The following is a 15,149-nucleotide window of genomic DNA, read 5'->3' as shown; positions in this document are numbered from 1 at the left end:
AGAGGGGCGCCGATGACGCACCGCACCCTGTACGACGCGGACCACGAGGCCTTCCGGGAGACCGTGGCAGCCTTCATCGAGAAGCACGTCGTCCCGAACGCCGAGCGGTGGGAGACCGAGGGCAAGGTCGACCGCGACCTGTTCACCGCGGCCGCCGCCGACGGGATCCTCGGCTTCTCGATCCCCGAGGAGTACGGCGGCGGCGGGGTCGACGACTTCCGCCTGAACGCGATCATGGGCGAGGAGATCGCCCGCAACCCGGTGAGCAGCGGGATGGGGTGCGTGGCGCTCCAGAACGACATCGTCTTCCCGTACTTCACCGGTCTCACCAACGACGAGCAGAAGGCGCGCTGGCTGCCCGGCATCGCCCGCGGCGAGCTGATCACGGCGATCGCGATGACCGAGCCCGGGACGGGCAGCGACCTCGCCGGGATCAAGACCCGCGCCGTGCGCGACGGCGACGAGTACGTCGTCAACGGCGCCAAGACGTTCATCTCCAACGGCCAGAACGCCGACCTGGTCGCCACCGCGGTCCGGACGTCCGACGACCGCCACCGTGGCCTCAGCCTGCTCGTGATCGAGGAAGGCATGCCCGGGTTCTCCCGCGGCCGCAACCTCGACAAGATCGGCCTGCACGCCCAAGACACCAGCGAGCTCTTCTTCGAGGACGTCCGGGTCCCTGCCGCGAACCTGCTCGGCGCCGAGGGCGAGGGGTTCATGGGTCTGGTCCGCAACCTCCCCCAAGAGCGCATCTCGATCGCGGCCGCCTCCGTCGCCGCCGCCGAGGGCTCGTTCGAGCGCACCCTCGCGTACGTGAAGGACAGGCAGGCCTTCGGGCAGCCGATCGGCAGCTTCCAGAACACCCGCTTCGTGCTCGCCGAGATCGCGACCGAGCTCCAGGTCACCCGCGTCTACCTCGACGAGATGGTGCGCCGCCACGTCGAAGGGCAGCTGAGCGCCGAGGAGGCCGCTGCCGCCAAGTGGTGGTGCACCGAGCAGCACGTGCGCATCGTCAACCGCTGCCTCCAGCTGCACGGCGGCTACGGCTACATGCGCGAGTACCGGATCGCCCGCGACTACGAGGACGCCCGGATCACGACCATCTACGGCGGCACGACCGAGATCATGAAGGAGATCGTCGGCCGCGGCCTGGGCCTCTGACCCCAGGACAGCCCCCAACCCCACACCGGAGGACCTCATGGCCGAGACGGCGTACATCTACGACGCCCTGCGCACACCCCGCGGCAAGAACCGCGGCGGCGCGCTGCACGGGACGAAACCGGTCGACCTCGTGGTCGGCCTCCTCGACGAGCTGCCGAGCCGCAACCCTGGCCTCGACCTCGAACGCATCGACGACGTCGTCCTCGGCGTGGTCTCCCCGGTCGGCGAGCAGGGCGGCGTCATCGCCCGTACGGCGGCGCTCGTCTCGGGCCTGCCCGAGAGCGTGCCGGGCGTCCAGCTCAACCGCTTCTGCGCCTCCGGCCTGGAGGCGGTCAACACCGCCGCCGCCAAGCTCGCCTTCGGTGACGGCATGATCGTCGCTGGCGGCGTGGAGTCGATGTCGCGCGTGCCGATGGGCAGCGACGGCGGCGCGTACGCCCAGGACCCGACCACCGCCTACGACGCGTACTTCGTCCCGCAGGGTATCGGCGCCGACCTGATCGCGACGCTCCACGGCTTCACGCGCGAGGACGTGGACGCGTTCGCGCTGGAGTCGCAGCGCCGCGCGGAGCACGCGTGGACCAACGGCTACTTCAAGCGCTCGATCGTCCCCGTGCGCGACATGAACGGCGTGCTGCTGCTCGACCAGGACGAGCACCGCCGCCCGGACGCGACGGCGGAGTCGCTCGCCGCCCTGCGTCCGGCGTTCGCCGGCATCGGCGCGCAGGCGGGCTTCGACGCCGTCGCCCTGCAGAAGTACCACGCCGTCGAGCGCATCGAGCACGTCCACACCGCCGGCAACTCCTCCGGCATCGTCGACGGCGCCGCGCTGGTGCTGCTGGGCACCGAGGCCGCGGGAGCGGCGATGGGGCTGACGCCGCGCGGACGGGTGGTCGCGACGGCCGCGGTCGGCAGCGAGCCGACGATCATGCTCACCGGCCCCACGCCTGCGACTCGCAAGGTGCTCGACCGGGCCGGCCTCACCGTCGACGACATCGACCTCTTCGAGCTCAACGAGGCGTTCGCGTCGGTCGTCCTCAAGTGGATCGAGGACCTCGCCCTGCCGCCCGAGAAGGTCAACGTCAACGGCGGCGCCATCGCGATGGGGCACCCGCTGGGAGCGACCGGCGCGATGATCCTCGGCACCGTCCTCGACGAGCTCGAGCGCCGCGAGCAGCGCTACGGCCTGGTCACGCTCTGCGTCGGCGCCGGGATGGGCGTCGCCACCATCATCGAAAGGCTCTGACACATGACCGGCACCGAAGGCATCCGCTGGGAAAAGGGCGCCGACGGCGTCGTCGTCCTCACGATGGACGACCCGACGCAGCGCGTGAACACGATGAACGAGATCTGGTCCGACTCCTACGCTCGCGCGATCGAGCGGCTGGAGGCGGAGCGCGACACTGTCACCGGTGTCGTGCTCACCAGCGCCAAGCTCACGTTCTTCGCCGGCGGCGACCTGCGGCTCCTCCAGCAGGGCTCTCCCGAGGACGCCCCCGCCCGTACGGCTCACGTCGACGCGATCAAGGCGCTGATGCGACGGCTCGAGACGCTCGGCCGCCCGGTCGTCGCCGCGATCAACGGCAGCGCCCTCGGCGGCGGGCTCGAGATCGCCCTCGCCACCCACCACCGCATCGCGGTCGACGCGCCTGACCTGAGGCTCGGGACGCCAGAGGTCACGTTCGGGCTCATTCCCGCAGGCGGCGGCATCACGCGTACGGTCCGCATGCTCGGCCTGCAGAAGGCCCTGAGCGAGGTCATCCTCAGCGGCGCCCGCCTCACTCCCGCCAAGGCGCTCGAGCTCGGGATCGTCGACGACCTCGTCGCCAGTCCGTCGGAACTGCTGCCACGCGCACGCGCCTGGATCGAGGCCAACCCGGACGCCACCCAGCCGTGGGACCGCAAGGGGTTCCGGATCCCCGGCGGCGGCCCCTCCTCCCCGAGCATCGCGTCGACCCTGCCGGCCATGACGGCGCTGCTGCGCAAGCAGCTCAAGGGCGCCCCCATGCCCGCGCCGCGGGCGGCCCTGGCGGCAGCGGTCGAGGGCGCGTACGTCGACGTCGACACCGCGACCCGCATCGAGACCCGCTACCTCGTCAGCCTCACCAGCGGCCAGGTCGCGAAGAACATGATCCACACCTTCTTCGCCAAGCAGCACGTCGACGCAGGCGCGAGCCGGCCGTCGTCCGAGCCGCCGTCGACGTGCCGCAAGCTTGGTGTCGTCGGCGCCGGGATGATGGGCGCCGGCATCGCGTACGTCGCCGCGAAGGCGGGCATCGAGGTCGTCCTCAAGGACACCGACCTCGAGGCGGCCCGTCGCGGCAAGGGTTACGCCGAGAAGCTGGAGGCCAAGGCGCTCGCCCGCGCGAAGACGACACCCGCCGCCGTCGAGGCGCTGCTCTCCCGGATCACGCCGACCGACTCGTACGACGACTTCGAGGGTGTGGACCTCGTCGTCGAGGCCGTGTTCGAGTCGGTCCCCGTCAAGCAGCAGGTCTTCGCCGAGCTCGAGCCGGTCGTCCTCCCGGACGCGCTGCTCGGTTCCAACACTTCGACCCTCCCGATCACCACCCTGGCCGAAGGGGTCGGCCGCCCCGAGGACTTCATCGGGATCCACTTCTTCTCGCCGGTCGACAAGATGCCGCTGGTGGAGATCGTCCGCGGCGCCAAGACGTCGGACGCCGCCCTGGCGCGGGCGTTCGACTTCGTCCGGCAGATCCGCAAGACCCCGATCGTGGTGAACGACCAGCGCGGGTTCTTCACGTCCCGCGTGATCGGCACCTTCATCAACGAGGCGGTCGCGGCCGTGGGAGAGGGCGTCGAGCCGGCCTCGATCGAGCAGGCGGCGCTCCAGGCCGGCTACCCGGCGGGGCCGTTGCAGCTGCTCGACGAGCTCACGCTGACGCTGACGCAGAAGATCCGCGGGGAGACCCGCGCGGCGCTCGAGGCCGAGGGCGGGACGTGGCAGCCGCACGGCGCGGACGCGGTGCTCGACACGATGATCGACCGGCTCGACCGGCGCGGCCGTTCGACCGGCGGCGGGTTCTACGCCTATGACGAGGACGGCCGTCGTACGGGCATCTGGCCGGGGCTGCGTGAGGCGTTCGCCTCGGGCTCGCGGGAGCTGCCGCTGCGCGACCTCCAGGAGCGGATGCTCTTCGCCGAGGCTCTCGACGCCGTCCGCTGCCTCGACGACGGCGTGCTCGAGTCCGTCGAGGACGCCGACATCGGCTCGCTGCTCGGGATCGGCTTCCCGCCGTGGACCGGCGGGGTGCTCCACTACATCGACCAGTACGACGGTGGTCCGGCCGGTTTCGTCGCCCGCGCACGCGAGCTCGCCGCCGCGTACGGGCCGCACTTCGAGCCGCCGGCGTCGTTGGTCGCGCGCGCCGAGGCGGGCGAGGTCTACGCCTGAGGGCGGCAGCCTGATCCGACGGGGTCGGCCGGCACCGACGTCACCACGTCAGTGCCGGCCGATCCCTCCGAGCACGAGCTGCTGGGTGGCGGCGACGAGGTCGTCCAGCGTGCGGTGACTGGGGTCCCACCATTCCGCCGCCCAGTTCATCGCGCCGAGGATGAGGAAGCGCGCGAGGTTCGCATCGATGTCGGGGCGCAGGTCGCCCGCCTCCCGGGCCGCCTCGAAGAGGTCGCGCCACATGTGGCTGTACGCCGCCTCCTCGGCGGCAGAGCGTTCCCGTACCTCGTCGGGCACCTGCCCGGCGTTGCGCACCGAAGCGGTCGTGTAGTCGCTGATCAACAGCTCGTAACGCAGGTGCGCCTCCACCGCGGCGAGGATGCGCTCCATCGGGCCGGTGCCCGCCGGCAGGGCGGCGAGGACGTCGCTGACGTGCCCGCGCACCCGGTGGGCGCCGACGAACATGACCTCGGCGATCAGCTCGTCGCGCGAGCCGAAGTAGTAGTAGATCGCCGGTGCCTGGAGACCCGCCTCCGCGGCGACGTCCTGCAGACGGGTGCCGGCGTAGCCCTTGCTGCTGAGGACGCGGGCGGCCGCGTCGAGGATCCGCTCCCGTGTCCGGTGGGACTTCGGCAGCGGGCGAGCCGCGCCCGATCGGCCACGCGTCCCCGTCTGCTCCGTCACGGGCAGAATCTAACACAGATTCAAATAGGGGACGGCGTCTCTTCGTCCACTCCCAGCACCGCCAGCACCAGCCGGTGGATGCGCTCCTGCGTGCCCGGGCTGCGCCGCCAGCGCACCCTCCGCCCCAGGTCGGTGACGACGCCGAGCGCGGCGTGCACGAGCATACGCGCCTCGACCGTCTCGAGATCGGGTCGCGCCGCCACGAGCAGGTCGGTCCACAGCCCGACGTGCTCGCGCTGGAGTGTCCGCAGTCGAGCCTGGTCGGCGGCCGGCAGGTTCACCACGCTGGAGGAGTAGACCGACATCTGCTCGCGGTGCGCGAACGAGTGCGCCACGTACGCACGCGCCAGCCGGCGCAGTCCGACCTCCGGTGCGGCTCCGCGGACGCCGGCGGCCGCGACTGTCGCGTCGAGGTGCTCGGACGCCAGGAGGCAGGAGGCCAGGAGCACGTCCGCCTTGGTCGAGAAGTGGCGATAGAAGCCCGACGGGGCGAGCCCGGCGGCCGCCGAGATCGCCTCCACGGTCGTCTCGGTGAAGCCCTCGGAGTGGAAGAGGTGCAGCGCCGCCGCCAGCACCTGGTCGCGGCGGCCGGCCGGCTCCGTGCCGATGGGCGACGACGCGACATCGCCACCCGTGTCCGGCTCGGCGTCGACCGGCGGCAGCGAGCACCGTACGAGGCGTTCGGCCGCAGCCACCATCACACCCGTCGTCCTGCGAACCGACGTCGACGTGTGGTGCGCGGTCAGGCTGGCGACCACGGCGAGCACGCCGGCAGCCAGCAGGTCGGCGTCAGCATCGTCGACGGGCTGCTGCCGCACGGCGGCCACCAGTGCCCCGATCCGTACGACCATCTCGTCGAACAGCGCCCCGACCTCGACCCTGTCGGCCGCCTCCAGGTAGCGCCCCTCCCAGCGATAGATCCCGCCCGAGCGACGGTTGCGCAGCGTGGTGCGTACGAGGGCGACGACGACGTCGTCGAGGTGGGCGCGCGCCGCCTCCGCCTCCGCGAGGTCCACACCCAGAGGCGCGGCCGGCCAGTCATCGAGGAGCTCGCGCGCCAACGCGTGCGCGCACTGGGCGAACAACGCGTACTTGCTGGGGAAATGGCGGTAGAGCGCGGGGCCGGAGATGCCGACGGCGAGGGCGATGTCCTCCATGCCGACGGCGTGGTAGCCGCGCTCGGCGAACTCGCGGGACGCCGCAGTCAGGATGAGCGCCTTGCGATTGCGGGGGCGCCGCGGCGATGTCGGAGCAGGGGCAGTCACGTCTCCTCCTCTCGTGGCGTCGGCGACGGTGCAGGACAGTTAACCACGACTGCGGCGTGTGAATCCCGGCTAACAAATATGTGAGTTCCCATTAACAAGAGGGGTTGCCAACGCCCGCTCGCTCGGGCATGCTTCCGGGTCATCCGCAGCACCGCCGCACGGAAGGCCAGCGCCATGAACCACCCGCCTACCACCGCACCGGAATGGACGTTCCGCAATCACTGGATGGCGCAGATCGCCGGCCACGCCCACACCCGGCCCGACGCGACAGCGCTGCGGCACCGTGGGGTCGACACCACGTGGCTCCAGCTCCACGAGCGGTCTCTCGCCGTTGCCGGCGGACTTTCTCGTCGCGGCGTCCAGGCCGGTGACCGGGTGCTGCTGCTGACGCTCAACCACAGCGAGTTCGTCGAGGCCGTCATGGCGATCAACAGCCTCGGCGCGATCGCCGTACCGGTGAACTTCCGGCTCGCTCCCGACGAGGTCCGCTACATCGTCGAGGACTCCGGCGCGACCGTGATCCTCGCCGACCAGATGCTCGCCCCCCTCGTCGGCGCCGTCTCCCAGCTGACCGACCGGCTCGACACCCGGATCTGCTTCGGCGAGGCCGAAGGCTTCACCTCGTACGAGTCCCTGGTGGCCGAGGACGACCCGGTTCCGCTCGCCGACGTCCCCGAGGACGCGACCGCGCTCATCATCTACACCTCGGGCACCACCGGCCATCCCAAGGGCGCGATGCTCTCCCACCGCAACATGCAGCTGCAGGCGCTCACGTGCATCCGCGCCAATCTCATGGGCGACGAGTCCGACGTCGCCTTCCTGACCGCCCCGTTCTTCCACATCGCGGGCCTCGGCTCGATGGTCGCCAACCTCCTCCTCGGCATCCCGACCGTGATCCACCCGCTGGGCGCCTTCGACCCGGCGGAGGTCGTCGACGCGTGGGAGCGCGAGGGCGCGACGCTGGTGTTCAACGTGCCGCAGCAGTGGCAGGCGATCTGTGCACTGCCAGACATCAAGGACCGCAAGCTCGCGCTGCGCATCATCAGCTGGGGCGCGGCTCCGGCGTCGGAGTCGCTGCTCCAGACCATGGCCGAGACGTTCCCCGACGCGCTCAACGTCGCCGTCTTCGGGCAGACCGAGACCTCGCCCATCACGTGCGTCCTCAGCGGCGAGGACTCGATCCGCAAGCTCGGCTCGGTCGGCAAGCCCATCCCGACCATCCAGTACCGCGTGGTCGACGACGAGATGAACGACGTCCCGCGCGGCGAGGTCGGCGAGATTGTCTACCGCGGCCCCACGGTGAGCCGCGGCTACTGGAACAAGCCGGCGGAGACCGAGGCTGCGTTTCAGGGCGGCTGGTTCCACTCCGGCGACCTCGTGCGCCAGGACGAGGAGGGCTTCGTCTGGGTCGTCGACCGCAAGAAGGACATGATCATCACCGGCGGCGAGAACGTGTACTGCGCCGAGGTCGAGAACGCCCTCTACGCGCACCCCGACGTCGTCGAGGCCGCGGTGATCGGCCGTCCCGACGACCAGTGGGGCGAGATCCCCGTCGCGGTCGTCGTGCAGCGCGAGGGCGCCGATCTGGAGCTGGGGGCTCTGACCGCCTTCCTCGAGGAGCGGCTCGCGCGCTTCAAGATGCCCAAGCGGCTCGTCCTCGTCGACGCGCTGCCCCGCAACGCCGGCGGCAAGGTCCTCAAGACCACGCTGCGCAACGAGGTCGTTTGATGGAGCTCACCGCCAAGCAGCGCGCAGCGCTCACCGCGATCTGCGACACCTTCGCTCCCGGCGACGGCGACGCGATCCCGTCCGCCAGCACCCTCGGGGCTGTCGCGATCGTCGAGGCGATGGCGATGCACAACCCACGCAAGGCCGAGACCGAGCAGCTCGCCCGCCTCCTCGGGCTCTGGGACTCCCCCGTGTTCGGGCTCGCGCTCGGCATCGGGCCCCGCCGCTTCTCGCGGGTGAGCCAGGAGCGCCGCGAGGCCGCCCTGATCGTGATGTCCGACTCGCGCCTCGCGCCGAAGCGCGCGCTCTTCCAGGCGCTCAAGGGTGCCGCGACCCTGGGCTACTACCTCGCCCCGGGCCCGACCGGCCACTCGCCGCTCTGGGAGGCGATGGGGTACCCCGGGCCCCTCGGGCACCGGACCGACGCCGCCCCGCCCGCGCTGGGGCCGATCACCCCCGCAGGCCCCCTCGAGCTCGACTGCGACGTGGTCGTCGTCGGCTCGGGAGCGGGGGGCGGCGTCGCCGCCGCCGTCCTCGCGGCAGCCGGCCACGACGTGGTCGTCGTCGAGAAGGGTGGCTACTACGACGACGGCGACTTCGACGGCGGCGAGCTGAACGGGCTCACCTCCTTGTACGCGCCCGGACCGACCGGCACCGCGGAGGGGCAGCTCAGCATCCTGTCCGCGCAGTGCCTCGGCGGCGGCACGGTGGTGAACTACACGACCTCGTTCCGTACGCCTGACGGCGTGCGCGAGGAATGGGCGGCGCTCGGCGCAGCACAGTTCGCCACCGAGGAGTACGACCGCTCGCTCGACGCCGTGTGGGAGCGGCTCGGGGTCAACCAGAACCACGGCGCGATCTCCTCGCGCGACGTGATCCTCGAGCGCGGGCTGACCCGGCTCGGCTGGCACGTCGACGAGATGCCCCGCAACGTCAAGGGCTGCGACAACGGGATCGAGTGCGGCCGCTGCGGGATGGGCTGCCGGATCGGCGCGAAGCAGTCGACGGCGAAGACGTGGCTCGTCGACGCCGAGCAGGCCGGTGCCCGTCTCGTGACCGGCGTCGACGTCCGTACGGTAACCCGCGCGGGCGACGTCGCCACGGGCGTGGAGGGCGTCACCGCCGACGGCCACAGGGTCGTCGTACGCGCCCGGGCCGTGGTCGTCGCAGGCGGGAGCCTCCAGACCCCCGCGCTGCTGCGTCGTTCGGGGCTGAGCAACCCCAACATCGGCCGTCACCTGCGACTCCACCCTGCGACCGCCGTGTGGGGCGAGTTCGAGGAGGAGGTCCGTCCCTGGGAGGGCGGCATCCAGACGCGTTACTCCAACCAGCACGTCGACCTCGACGGGTCCGGCTACGGCGTCATCTACGAGACCGCGGCCACCAACCCGGCGCTCGGTGTCGCCTTCATGTCCTGGCGCGGCGCGGACACCCATCGTGAGCGCATGCTCAACCTCGCCCACCTCAGCGGTGTCGGCGTGATCACCCGTGACCAGGACTCGGGCGAGGTGAAGGTCGGCAAGGACGGCGAGCCCGTCGTGCACTACCGGCTGTCGTCTCGCGACGAGGAGCGGTTGCGCCAGGGCGTCGCCGGGGCCGCGCGCATCGTCGAGGCGGCAGGCGCGCTGAACATGTTCTCCGGCCACCAGGCGGGCATCACCTGGCAGCAGGGATCCGGGTCCGTGGACGACTTCATCGCCCGGTGCGACGCCGCCGGCTACGGACCGGGCCGCTGCGCGATGGCGGCCCTGCACCTCATGGGCTCCGTCCGCATGGGCGGATCCGCGGACACGAGCGCGCTCGACCCCGACGGGGCGACCTGGGAGATCCCCAACCTCGTCGTGGCCGACGCTTCGTGCTTCCCGACGTCCTCAGGAGTCAACCCGATGATCTCGATCGAGGCCATCGCCCACATGAACGCGACGCGGCTGGCGGCCCGGCTCTGACCCGCCCCGACGCGATCCGACCCACCTGTGGGGCCCCGATCGGGAGGGCTCCGCCTTCCCGTCATGTCACCGCGCCCCGTGCGCACACCTGAAGGAGGACGCCATGCGGAAGACCGCGGCATCCCTGAGAATCACGGCAGCCCTCGCGGCGGCCGTCCTCGCCCTCGCCGGCTGCGGCTCCGACGGCGGCTCCGAAGCCGACGCGGACCCTGCGGAGGAGCTGGACGGCACGCCCGTCAAGGTCGGCTTCCTCAACCCGTCCGGCGGCCCCGTCCCGCAGCCCGGCGCCGACACCGGTGCCGAGGCAGCCGTCGACTACATCAACGGTGAGCTGGGCGGCATCAACGGCGGACCGCTCGAGATGATCCCCTGCGACACCGACACGACCCCGGAGAAGGCCCAGGCCTGCGCCAACACGTTCGTCGAGGAGGGCGTCGTCGCGGTGATGGACGGCTACAACCTCTCCTCCAGCGCGACGCTGCCGACGCTGACCGCCGCCGGCATCCCGCTCGTCGGCATGATCCCGTTCGACTCGGTCGCCGGTTCCAAGGCAGAGGGGCGCGTGTTCTTCGCCGCTCCGCAGGCGTCGTTCCTGGTCGGCGCCCTCGAGGCGTTCAAGGAGCAGGGCAAGGACTCCGTGACCCTGGCGCTGGTCGACACTCCCTCATCGCACCAGACCATCGACACGCTGCTCCCGGTCCTGGCGAAGGCCCTCGGGATCGACGCGAAGGGCGTCTACTTCTCGCCGACGAACCCGAACTTCACTGCTCTGGCCGCCACGATCGCCAAGGACGACCCCGCGGTCGGAGGTCTCGTCGCCTCGCCGAACGAGGGCGCGTGCACCGCGCTTGTCCAGAGCCTGCGCCAGCTGAAGTACGACGGCACGATCTTCACCGCCGCCTGCACCGAGTACATCGAGGCGGCTCCGAAGGAGGCTGCCGGCGGCGCGCTCTACTCATCGACGTGGCTGCCCGCCGCGAGGGACGACGCTCCCGAGGAGGTGAAGGACGACCTCAAGGCCGCGGAGGACGCGATCACGTCGGTCGAGGACGGCACCGGCGGCTACTACGCGTACGGCACCTTCGCGCAGTTCGTCACCTTCGCGAAGGCGCTGGACGGCGTCGAGGGAGAACTCACCGGCGAGACCGTGCTGAGCACGCTCAAGGGGCTCAAGGACTTCCCGAGCTTCCTGGGCCCGAACCTCACCTGCGGCAGTCCGACGTCGCCGAACTGCACGACGGAGATGCTGCTGTTCGACGTCGAGGAGGACGGCTCCATCAAGCCGGTCGGCGGCGACTTCCGTCAGCCGGTGCCTGAGGTGCTCGCGCAGATCCCCGGCGCGACCTGATCCCGCAGCGCCGCCGTGACCCGTCGCCCCCGCCTGTGAGGAGAAACCTGTGGACCAGCTCGTCCTGTTCGTGACGCTCGGCTTCGGCGTCGGATCGGTTTACGCGGTGATCGCGTCGTCGCTCGTCGCCGTGCACGCCGCGACAGGAGTGCTGAACTTCGCGCAGGGTTCGATCGCACTGTGGGGCGTATGGGTCGCGGCGGAGCTCGGGACCACGGGCACGCTCGTCCTGCCCCTCGGTTCCGTCGCTCTCGTCGACGGCCCGGCGCCGGCCCTCCTCGCGGTGGTCGTCGGCGTGCTCAGCTCGGCGGTCGTCGCGCTGCTCACCCACCTCCTCGTGATGCGACCCCTGCGGTCGGCTCCGGTCCTCTCGCAGGTCGTCGCCTCGGTCGGCGTCATGCTGCTCGTGGTCAGCCTCGTGCCGCTGCGCTTCGACACCACGGGCGCCGTCGCGTCGCCGATCCTGCCGAGCGGCACGGTCGAGCTGCTCGGCGCCCAGGTCGCGGTCGCGGACCTGATCGTCCTCGCTCTGGCGCTGGTGATGGCCGCCGTGCTCGCGGCGTACTTCCGGTTCACCCGCTGGGGCACGGCGACGCGGGCGAGCGCCGAGGACGAGACCGCGCTGCGGCTGACCGGCTGGTCGCCCGACCGGCTCGCGGCGCTGGTGTGGTTCGCGACCGGAGCACTGACCGGTCTGGTCGCGATCGTCGCCTCGCCGTCGATCGGCCTGGACCCGATCAGCTACACCTTCTACGTCCTGCCAGGTCTCGCGGCCGCGCTCGTCGCCAGGCTGCGCTCGATCCTGCTCGCGGCCGCCGCGGGACTGGCGATCGGGGTCTTCCAGTCGCTGCTGCTGATGATGAGCACGTACGACTTCTGGCCGATCTGGGCACAGGCGGGGTTCGGCGACACCCTCCCGTTCCTTCTTGTCATGGTCGCGCTGTTCGTGTTCGGCAAGGCCATCCCCGAGCGCGGCGGCGTCCAGAGCGCACGGATGCCCCCCGTACGGCCGCCGCGGACCCGGCCTGTGCTGGCGCTCGTGGTCGTGGCGAGCACGTTCGCCGCGGTGCTCCTCACCGAGGGCGGCTGGCGGTTCGGGGTGGTGACGTCGGTGATCATGATGCTCATCGCGCTGTCGCTGGTCCTTCTGACGGGCTACCTCGGCCAGATCTCGCTCGCCGCGATGGCGTTCGCGGGCACGGGTGGCTTCCTGCTGTCGCGGGTGACCACCGAGTGGGGCGTCCCGTTCCCGCTGTCGCTGGTCATCCCGGCGCTCGCAGCGACCGTGCTGGGAGTCGTCGTCGGCATCCCGGCTCTGCGGATCCGCGGCGCTCACCTCGCGGTCGTCACGCTTGCCGGGGCGCTCGCGATCCAGACGTTCGTCTTCGGCAACCCGGCGTTCACCCCGTTCGAGGGCAACCAGATCCAGGACCCGTCGCTGTTCGGGATGAGCCTGGCCGTGCGCAACGGCACCGTGCTGACGACGACGTCGTTCGCGGTCATGGTGCTCGTCGTCGTCGGCCTGCTCACCTGGGCGACCGCACGCCTCATGCGCGGACGGACGGGACGGGCGTTCCTCGCGATCCGCTCCAACGAGCGCGCCGCCGCGTCGGTCGGCATCGACGTCGCCGGCACGAAGCTGCTCGGGTTCGCGTTCTCCGCCTTCCTCGCCGGTGTGGGCGGATGCCTCATCGGCTACAGCCGCTCTCAGCTGTCGGTCGAGTCGTTCACCGTGTTCGTCGGGCTGACGCTGCTCTGCACCGTCTACGTCGCCGGCATCACCAGCCTCGCCGGCGCGGTCGTCGCGGGGCTCCTCGCACCGCTCGGGGTACTGGCCACGTTCCTCGAGGGAACCCTCGGCGTCGGCCACCTGTACAGCCTGATCGCCGCTCTCGCTCTCGTCATCACCGCCGTGCTCAACCCGGTCGGCATCACCGGGAGCGTCCGGCACGCGTCCGAGCACCTCATCGACCGGAGGAATGCCCGTGCCACCTCGTGACGACACCCCGCCAGCGCCGGACCCGCTCCTCGAGATCCGTGGGCTGACCGTCCGCTACGGCGGCGTCGTCGCCAACGACGACGTGGACCTGACCGTCGGCCGCGGCGAGGTCGTCGGCCTGATCGGCCCGAACGGGGCGGGCAAGACCTCGCTGGTCGACGCGGTCACCGGCTTCACCCCGTCCGACGGCGAGGTGCGGCTCGACGGTCGTCGCCTCGACCGGCTCCCACCGCACCGTCGCCGCCGGGCGGGACTCGCTCGTACGTGGCAGGCCGGCGAGCTGTTCGCCGACCTGACCGTCGCCGACAACGTCGCGGTCGCGACGCAGCGCCGTGGATGGCGTGGCTTCGTCGCCGACATCCTCGGACGTTCAGCCCGTACGGGACCCGACGCGTCGCTCGAGATGCTGGGGCTCGGCGATGACGTCGGCCGGCTCCCCGACCAGCTGAGCCTCGGCCGGCAACGGCTCGTGGGCGTGGCGCGAGCACTCGCCGGTGACAGCCGTGTCGTCCTTCTCGACGAGCCGGCCGCAGGACTCGACACGGACGAGAGCGAGGCGTTCGGCCAGATCGTCCGGGTGATGGCGACCCACGGGCACGGGGTGCTGCTCATCGACCACGACATGAACCTCGTGCTGAGCGTGTGCGACCGCGTGTACGTCCTCGACTTCGGGCGCGTGATCGCGTGCGGAACGCCGGACGAGATCCGCAGCGACGCCGCCGTCGTAGCGGCGTACCTGGGAGAGGAGCCGGTCTCGTGAGCGCACTGGAGCTGAAGGGCGTGACCGCGGGGTACGGACACGCGGCCGCCGTGCGGGACCTGGACCTTGCGGTCTCGGCCGGGGAGGTCGTGGCGCTGCTCGGCCCCAACGGCGCCGGCAAGACAACCGTGCTGCGTACGGCAGTGGGACTGCTGGCGCCGAGCGCCGGCGAGGTGCGCGCCTTTGGTCGCCCGCTCCCCCGCAAGGTCGAGAAGAACTCACGCGAAGGGGTCATCCTGGTCCCTGACAGCCGCGCGATCTTCCACCAGCTCACGGTGCGCGAGAACCTGTCGCTGGCCCGGCGGCACCGCGCACGCGACCTCGACGCCGTCCTCGACCGGCTCCCTCGGCTCGCACCGCTGGTCGAGCGCCGTGTCGGCCTGCTCTCCGGTGGCGAGCAGCAGATGCTCGCGCTGGCGAAGGCGTTGCTCGCGCGCCCCCGCGTCCTTCTCGTCGACGAGCTGAGCCTCGGCCTCGCGCCGCTGGCGGTGCAGGAGCTGCTCCCGATCGTCCGTACCCTCGCCGACGAGTCGTGGGTCGCGGTCGTCCTCGTCGAGCAGCACGTCGACCTGGCGCTGTCCGTCGCCGACCGCGCGGTCGTCCTGCACCACGGACGCGTCGCGCTGTCCGGCAGCGCCGCCGACCTGCGCGCCGACCGCGAGGCGGTACGCCAGGCGTACTTCGGCGGGCACGCCCCGGAGGACGCGCTGGTCTGAGGCAGCAATTTCGCAGGCGCCTAGGAACCAGATCCACCGGGCCGCCGCAACGGATCGACCGTCAGAGCCCAATCTGCGCAACGGATCGACATCGGCTGCGCAACGGGCGCGGACGTACCTTCGTCTC

The 15,149-nt window shown here is 71.3% G+C and carries 11 protein-coding genes; 9 read left to right on the top strand and 2 right to left on the bottom strand.

What is annotated here, in order from left to right:
- Positions 1-12: 12 nt before the first annotated feature.
- From NYZ95_RS02095 to NYZ95_RS02085, 3 genes are read left to right on the top strand one after another with little or no spacing between them, the layout of a single operon-like run.
- A complete protein-coding gene (locus tag NYZ95_RS02095; RefSeq protein WP_262848207.1) occupies positions 13-1,161 on the top strand; it encodes an acyl-CoA dehydrogenase family protein in 1,149 nt (382 codons plus the stop codon).
- Positions 1,162-1,198: 37 nt separating this feature from the next.
- Positions 1,199-2,407, top strand: coding sequence for an acetyl-CoA C-acetyltransferase (locus NYZ95_RS02090; RefSeq protein ID WP_262848205.1), 1,209 nt, complete (start codon positions 1,199-1,201; stop codon positions 2,405-2,407).
- Between the two features lie 3 nt (positions 2,408-2,410).
- Positions 2,411-4,576, top strand: coding sequence for a 3-hydroxyacyl-CoA dehydrogenase NAD-binding domain-containing protein (locus NYZ95_RS02085; protein ID WP_262848204.1), 2,166 nt, complete (start codon positions 2,411-2,413; stop codon positions 4,574-4,576).
- Positions 4,577-4,624: 48 nt separating this feature from the next.
- On the opposite strand, the gene NYZ95_RS02080 is transcribed toward NYZ95_RS02085, so the two are convergent.
- Together NYZ95_RS02080 and NYZ95_RS02075 are read right to left on the bottom strand one after the other, a co-directional pair.
- The gene (locus NYZ95_RS02080) at positions 4,625-5,260 is read right to left on the bottom strand and encodes a TetR/AcrR family transcriptional regulator (RefSeq protein ID WP_262848203.1); all 636 of its coding nucleotides are present in this window, start codon (positions 5,258-5,260) and stop codon (positions 4,625-4,627) included.
- Between the two features lie 20 nt (positions 5,261-5,280).
- The gene (locus NYZ95_RS02075) at positions 5,281-6,525 is read right to left on the bottom strand and encodes a TetR/AcrR family transcriptional regulator (RefSeq protein ID WP_262848201.1); all 1,245 of its coding nucleotides are present in this window, start codon (positions 6,523-6,525) and stop codon (positions 5,281-5,283) included.
- A 174-nt stretch (positions 6,526-6,699) separates the two neighbouring features.
- On the opposite strand from NYZ95_RS02075, the gene NYZ95_RS02070 reads away from it, so the two are divergent.
- From NYZ95_RS02070 to NYZ95_RS02045, 6 genes are all read left to right on the top strand, one after another.
- Entirely contained in the window at positions 6,700-8,253 is a 1,554-nt protein-coding gene (locus NYZ95_RS02070) for a long-chain-fatty-acid--CoA ligase (protein WP_262848200.1), read from the top strand.
- Positions 8,253-10,199: a GMC family oxidoreductase N-terminal domain-containing protein gene (locus NYZ95_RS02065; protein ID WP_262848199.1), complete on the top strand. Its 1,947-nt coding sequence runs from the start codon at positions 8,253-8,255 to the stop codon at positions 10,197-10,199. Before NYZ95_RS02070 ends, NYZ95_RS02065 begins: the two co-directional genes overlap by 1 nt.
- 103 nt (positions 10,200-10,302) lie before the next feature.
- On the top strand, positions 10,303-11,547 hold the full coding sequence (locus NYZ95_RS02060; RefSeq protein WP_262848198.1) for an ABC transporter substrate-binding protein: 1,245 nt from the start codon (positions 10,303-10,305) through the stop codon (positions 11,545-11,547).
- 49 nt (positions 11,548-11,596) lie between these two features.
- Positions 11,597-13,546, top strand: coding sequence for an ABC transporter permease (locus tag NYZ95_RS02055; protein WP_262848196.1), 1,950 nt, complete (start codon positions 11,597-11,599; stop codon positions 13,544-13,546).
- Positions 13,533-14,306, top strand: coding sequence for an ABC transporter ATP-binding protein (locus tag NYZ95_RS02050; RefSeq protein ID WP_262848195.1), 774 nt, complete (start codon positions 13,533-13,535; stop codon positions 14,304-14,306). The genes NYZ95_RS02055 and NYZ95_RS02050 overlap by 14 nt, the downstream gene beginning before the upstream one ends.
- On the top strand, positions 14,303-15,022 hold the full coding sequence (locus tag NYZ95_RS02045; RefSeq protein ID WP_262848194.1) for an ABC transporter ATP-binding protein: 720 nt from the start codon (positions 14,303-14,305) through the stop codon (positions 15,020-15,022). The genes NYZ95_RS02050 and NYZ95_RS02045 overlap by 4 nt, the downstream gene beginning before the upstream one ends.
- The last annotated feature ends 127 nt before the right edge of the window (positions 15,023-15,149 follow it).

The organism is Mumia quercus (assembly GCF_025506335.1).
Taxonomy (GTDB): domain Bacteria; phylum Actinomycetota; class Actinomycetes; order Propionibacteriales; family Nocardioidaceae; genus Mumia; species Mumia quercus.
The sequence above is the reverse complement of the archived record's forward strand: the minus strand, read 5'-3'. Positions and strand labels throughout refer to the sequence as shown.